General features: G+C 67.5%; 7 protein-coding genes. 1 reads left to right on the forward strand and 6 read right to left on the reverse strand.

The window, feature by feature from the left end; all coding sequences use genetic code 11:
• Positions 1-321 (forward strand): SIS domain-containing protein (locus BGO62_RS11990; protein WP_296642732.1); only part of this gene is annotated, 321 nt, incomplete at its 5' end.
• Positions 322-369: 48 nt separating this feature from the next.
• On the opposite strand, the gene BGO62_RS11995 is transcribed toward BGO62_RS11990, so the two are convergent.
• The 6 genes from BGO62_RS11995 to priA all read right to left on the reverse strand — a co-directional run.
• Positions 370-1,002, reverse strand: coding sequence for a response regulator transcription factor (locus tag BGO62_RS11995; RefSeq protein WP_026177593.1), 633 nt, complete (start codon positions 1,000-1,002; stop codon positions 370-372).
• Between the two features lie 49 nt (positions 1,003-1,051).
• Complete coding sequence (locus tag BGO62_RS12000) at positions 1,052-1,804, reverse strand: SDR family oxidoreductase (protein WP_296642745.1); 753 nt, start codon at positions 1,802-1,804, stop codon at positions 1,052-1,054.
• 66 nt (positions 1,805-1,870) lie between these two features.
• The gene (locus BGO62_RS12005; RefSeq protein ID WP_296642737.1) at positions 1,871-2,521 is read right to left on the reverse strand and encodes a thiol:disulfide interchange protein DsbA/DsbL; all 651 of its coding nucleotides are present in this window, start codon (positions 2,519-2,521) and stop codon (positions 1,871-1,873) included.
• Complete coding sequence (locus BGO62_RS12010; protein ID WP_296642740.1) at positions 2,521-3,063, reverse strand: SPOR domain-containing protein; 543 nt, start codon at positions 3,061-3,063, stop codon at positions 2,521-2,523. Before BGO62_RS12010 ends, BGO62_RS12005 begins: the two co-directional genes overlap by 1 nt.
• A gap of 2 nt (positions 3,064-3,065) precedes the next feature.
• Positions 3,066-4,739: an arginine--tRNA ligase gene (gene argS / locus BGO62_RS12015; protein WP_296642742.1), complete on the reverse strand. Its 1,674-nt coding sequence runs from the start codon at positions 4,737-4,739 to the stop codon at positions 3,066-3,068.
• 84 nt (positions 4,740-4,823) lie between these two features.
• Positions 4,824-5,847, reverse strand: a 1,024-nt coding sequence (gene priA, locus BGO62_RS12020) for a primosomal protein N' (protein WP_296642744.1), incomplete at its 5' end; no start/stop codon positions are given.

Raw genomic sequence — 5,847 nt, forward strand, 5'->3', positions numbered from 1 at the left:
CACGGGCCGCTGGCGCTGGTGGACAAGGACATGCCGGTGATCACCATCGCCCCCAACGACCAGCTGATCGAAAAGCTGAAGTCGAATCTGCAGGAAGTGCGCGCGCGCGGCGGCGAACTGTATGTGTTCGCCGACGGCGACGTGCACATCGAGGAGTCGGCCTTCGTGCACGTCATCAAACTGCCCGGCGGCAGCAACGGCGCGCTGTCGCCGATCCTGCATACCGTGACGCTGCAGCTGCTGTCGTATCACGCCGCCTTGCAGAAGGGCACCGACGTGGACAAGCCGCGCAACCTGGCGAAGTCGGTAACCGTGGAATGAGGCGATAGGACCGCGGCGCATCTGTGCCGCGGAACCGGGCGGCGCGGCTCAGTGCCGCTTGTGGTCTTCCTTCAGCGCCAGGGTGGCGACCTGGACCCGGTTGCGCAAGCCGAGTTTTTCCATGATGTTGCGCAGGTGATTGCGCACGGTGTTTTCAGACAGGGTCATCTTGTAGGCGATGGCCTTGTTCGACAGCCCTTCCTTCACGTGGTCGACGATTTCCATTTCGCGCGCGGTGAGTGCGGACAGCGCGCTGTTGTTGAGCTCGCCGCGCGCCATCTTCTGCATGATGTTGAGCGGGAAGCTGCTCTGGCCGTCGCATACGCTGCGAAGGGCCGCCAGCACCTGGTCGGGTTCGCTGGATTTGATGACGTAGCCGTCGACGCCGGACGAGATGGCTTCGGAAATTTCCTCGTCGGAATCGGCAATGGTGAGCATGATGACCTTGATGCCGAGGTCGCGCAGGTCGGAGACCAGGTCCAGCCCGTCCGCATCGGGCAGCGAACGGTCGAGCAGCGCGGCATCGGCCCGGTTTCCTGCCGCCAGCCAGGCGCGCAGTTCTGCGGCATTGGCCAGCTGCGCGGTCAGCGTCAGGTCCGGTTCCTGCTGGATATAGCCTGCCACGCCCATGCGCAGGAGCGGGTGGTCGTCGATGAGGATGATGTTCAAGGGGGCTGGCATCAGTGCTCCGCAGAGGGTGAGTGGCTGCCGTCGGGCGAGCGCTTCGTCATTATGCCGGCAAGCTGCGCGGCTTGCGCGGGGCTTTCTCGAATATTAAATCATAGACCCGATTCGGTAGCCATTTCATCACGCGGGCAACCCACGCCATCTGCCAGGGGATGACGGTGTAGGAACGCCGCCGCGCAATGCAACGCGCCACCCCGGCCGCCGCCGCCGGCGCGCTCATTTTGAACGGCATGGCATAGGGGTTGACGCGCGTCATCGGCGTGTCGATGTAGCCGGGCGCAACGGTGACGACGGCGATGCCGCGCGCTTTCAGTTCCAGCCGCAGCGCTTCGAGGTAAACCGTGGCGGCGGCTTTCGAGGCCGAGTAGGCGCCGCCGCCCGGCAGGCCGCGCACTCCGGCCACGCTGGAAATGGCGCACAGCACGCCGCGGTTCGATTGCATGGCGGCGATGAAGGGCTGGAAGGTGTGCACCAGCCCCAGCACGTTGGCGTCCATCACGGCACGGAACACCGGCGCGTCGGCGGCTTCCTCGGTGAGGGTGCCGATGCTGATGCCCGCTGCGGCAATCACGATGTCGGGTACGCCGACATCGTTCAGAAAAGCCGCGGCCGCGTCCTGCATGGCGGCGGCATCGCGGACGTCGGCCTGGTACAGCCGCGCGTCCAGCCCGGCGGCGGTGTCCTGCAAGCCTTGCAGCCGGCGCCCGGCCAGTCCCAGCTGCGCGCCCAGCGCGCCGTAGTGCCGCGCCAGGGCCGCGCCGAGGCCGGAACTGGCGCCGGTGATGAAAACCCGCAACGGGAGAGTCACGCCTGCGGAGGGTTTAGCCCAAACCCGTGGCGGCCGCACGCATCAGGCACTGCGCTACCTGGCGGGTTTTTTGCCGCTGCGCTCGGCGCGCGCCTTGACGATGAGCTGGTCGAGCACTTCGAACAGGCGCGGCTCGCTGCCGGCCATCGACTGCGAGGTGGCGTATTTGCCGTCGATGATGAAGGCCGGCACGCCGTTGATGCCGTAGGTGGCGGCAAGCCGTGCGCCCTGCGTGGCCTTGGATTGCGTGGAGAAGGAGTTGTAGATCGCCTCGAACTTGCCGCGCTCCACCCCCTGCTTGGCCATCCAGTCGCCCAGCACCGCCGGGTCGTTGAGATTGATGCCTTCCACGTGGTAGGCATCGAACACCTTGTGGTGCAGGCGGTTCAGCAGGCCCATCTGCTCCATCGTGTAATACAGCCTGGCGCCGGGCATCCAGTCGTCCCGGAAGACCGCAGGCACGCGGCGAACCTGCGCATCCTTGGGCAGCGTCTTCAGCCAGGCGGTGAGGCCGGGCTCAAGCTGGAAGCAGTGCGGGCAGCGGTACCAGAAGAACTCCAGCACTTCGACCTTGTTGCCGGTGGCGACCGGCTGCGCGCTGCTCAAGCGGGTGTAATCGCGGCCTTCGACGGCTGCATTCGGGGCGGCAAAGGCGGACAAGGACAATACGGCGGCGGCCAGCATGGCCAATGCGCGGGTAAACATCAAGGCGTCTCCTGTGGGGTGGGAACTTCTTTGACCAGTGTGGCCGGAATATTGTTCTGCGTCAGCAGGCTACGGGTGCGGTTGACTTCGTCCATGGTACGGAAGGGACCGACGCGCACCCGGTGGAACACGCCCTTGTCGCCGAGGTCGCTGGTCTGGATGGCGGTTTCGATGCCGAGCAGAGCCAGTTGCGCTTTCAGGTTGTCGGCGTCGGCCGGGTTCTGGAATGCGCCGGCCTGCAGGTAATACAGGGGCGCGGCCGCTGCGCCATCCGCTGCGGGCGGCAGCGGGCCGGTGGGCGCATCGCCGGGCAGCACTTTGTAGAAGTCGAAGCTGGGCGCGGTCTCCGGTGTGACGGGCGCGGCGGGCGCCGGTCTGGCCGGCGCCGATTCCGGCGCGGCGAGCTTGAAAGGATTGTTGCCGGTGACCCACAGCGCCACGCCCACGGCAAGCACCGCACCGACGATGAGGCCGATCAGCACGCCGGTGAAAATGGAGCTGCCGCCCGAGCGGCCGGACTTGCGGGGTGCGGGTTTTGCCATGCTTACATTTTCTCCGGGGCGGACACGCCGAGCAAGGCCAGGCCGTTGACGATCGCAATGCGGGCGGCGTCGGCCAGCGCGAGGCGGGCAAGTTTCGTCGCCGCATCCTCGACCAGGAATTTCTCGGCGTTGTACCAGGCGTGGAAGTCGCCCGCCAACGTCTGCAGGTAATGCACCAGCAGGTGCGGCGCCAGCTCGCGCGCGGCGGCGGCGACGGTTTCCGGGTATTCGGCCAGGCGCTGCATCAGCGCGAGTTCGTGCGACGCGGTCAGCGGTGCGAGGTCGGCGCCGTCGAGCGCGGCGGGCTGCCCGCCCCATTCCTCGAACACGCGGCAGATGCGCGCGTGCGCGTACTGCACGTAGTACACCGGGTTGTCGGTGCTTTTTGCCACCGCGAGGTCGACGTCGAAGATGTACTCGGTGTCGGCCTTGCGCGAGAGCAGGAAGAAGCGCACCGCGTCCTTGCTGGTCCATTCGATGAGGTCGCGCAGGGTGACGTAGCTGCCGGCGCGCTTGGAGATCTTCACCTCCTCGCCGCCGCGCATCACGCGCACCATGGTGTGCAGCAGATAATCCGGGTAGCCCTCGGCGATGCCCACGCCCGCCGCCTGCAGGCCGGCGCGCACCCGGGCGATGGTGCCGTGGTGGTCGGTGCCCTGGATGTTGATCGCGCGCTCGAAGCCGCGCTCCCACTTGGCGATGTGATAGGCGACGTCGGGCACGAAATAGGTGTAGCCGCCGTCGGACTTCTTCATCACGCGGTCCTTGTCGTCGCCGTAATCGGTGGTCCTGAGCCACAGCGCGCCGTCCTGTTCATAGGTCTTGCCGGCGTCGACGAGCTTGCCTACCGTCGCCTCGACGCGACCGCTGGTGTACAGGCTCGATTCCAGATAGTAGTTGTCGAAGCGCACCGCGAAGGCCTTGAGGTCGAGGTCCTGCTCGTGGCGCAGGTAGGCCACCGCGAACTGGCGGATCGAGTCGAGGTCGTCGGCGTCGCCCGACGCGGTGAATTCGCGATCGTCCGACTGCATGGTCTTCTTCGCCAGGAAATCGGCTGCGATGTCGGCGATGTAGTCGCCGTTGTAGGCCGCTTCCGGCCACTCGGCGTCGCCCGGCTGCAGCCCTTTGGCGCGCGCCTGCACGCTGTTGGCGAGCGTGGCGATCTGCACCCCGGCGTCGTTGTAGTAGAACTCGCGGTATACCTCCCAGCCCTGCGCCGCGTACAGGTTGCAGATCGCGTCGCCGAGCGCGGCCTGGCGGCCGTGGCCGACGTGCAGCGGGCCGGTCGGGTTGGCGGAAACGAACTCGACCAGCACCTTGTGGCCGGCGCCGGCGTCGCCGCGGCCGAATTGCGCGCCGGCCGCACGGATCTGCGGCACGACGCCGTGCCAGGCGGCGGGCGCGAGGTGAAAATTGATGAAGCCGGCGCCGGCGATTTCCGTCCTGGCGATCAGCGGGGAAACCGGCAGTTCGGTCAGGATCAGCTGCGCCAGCTCGCGCGGATTCTTCTTCAGCGGACGCGCCAGCTGCATCGCCGCGTTGCTGGAAAAGTCGCCGTGGGCGGGGTTTTTCGGGCGCTCGATGTCGAGGCTGACCGGAGCGTCGGGCGCCACGGTTTCGAGGGCTTCGCCGATCAGCAGGGCGATCTGTTCTTTAAGCGGATGGGTGTCGGACATGATTACAAAGAGGAGGGAGCAAGCCTCGCATCCTCAGTGTTCGGAAATGGGTAGTCGGCGATTATAAGCGCCGCGCGCAAGGCCTCAAAACACCAGGGGATCGACATCGAGCGACCAGCGCGCCACGCGCGGCCGGATGCCGTCGAGCCGCGGCCGCCAGTCGCGCACGAAGGCCTGCAATGCCAGTCTTGAGGCCGACTGCACCAGCAGTTGCGCGCGTTCCAGGTTGGCCACGCGCGCCATCGCCGCCGGGGTGGCGCCGAAAACGCTGACGTCGGCCATATCGGGTGCCAGTGCAGCGGCGCGCTGCAGGAAGGCGAGCGCGGCATCCATGGTGGTCGCTTCGGCGCGCAGCAACACCTGCCGGGTGGCGGGCGGCAGTTCGAGTTGCTTGCGTTCGGCCAGCAGCGTGCGCGCGTAGCCGGCGTAGTCGTGGCGCTGCAGGTAGCGGAACAGCGGGTGATCGGGGAAGGCGGTCTGGATCAGCACGCGGCCGGGCTTGTCGGCGCGTCCGGCGCGTCCCGCCACCTGCATCAGCTGGGCGAACAGGCGCTCGGTGGCGCGGAAGTCCGGGCTGTAGAGCGCGCCGTCGGTGTCGAGGATCAGCGCCAGCGTCATGTTGGGGAAATCGTGGCCCTTGGCCAGCATCTGGGTGCCGACCAGGATGTCGACTGCGCCGCCATGCACCGCTTCGCCGAGTTCGGCCCAGGCGCGCGGGCGCATGGTGTCGCGGTCGATGCGGCGCAGGCGCGCGGCGGGCAGCAGGGCGGCCAGCGTTTCTTCCAGCCGCTGGGTGCCCTGGCCGAGCGGCTTCAGGTCAGGGTTGCCGCAGCCCGGGCATTCGGCCGGGATGCGCGCCTCGAATCCGCAGTGGTGGCATTTCAGGCGATGCGCGGTGCGGTGCAGCACCAGCCGCGCCGAGCAGCGCGGGCAGGGCGACACCCAGGCACAGCTCGGGCAGTACAGCGCCGGGGCGTAGCCGCGCCGGTTGAGGAACACCAGGCTCTGCTCGCCGCGCGCCAGCGTGTCGGCGAGCGCCTGCAAGGCGGGGCGGGTGAGGCCGTTGTCGAGCGGAATGTGCTTGAGGTCGACCAGTTCGATGTCCGGC

The sequence above is a fragment of the Thiobacillus sp. 65-1402 genome (genome assembly GCF_001897685.1).
In the GTDB taxonomy this organism is placed as follows: Bacteria; Pseudomonadota; Gammaproteobacteria; order Burkholderiales; family Thiobacillaceae; genus Thiobacillus.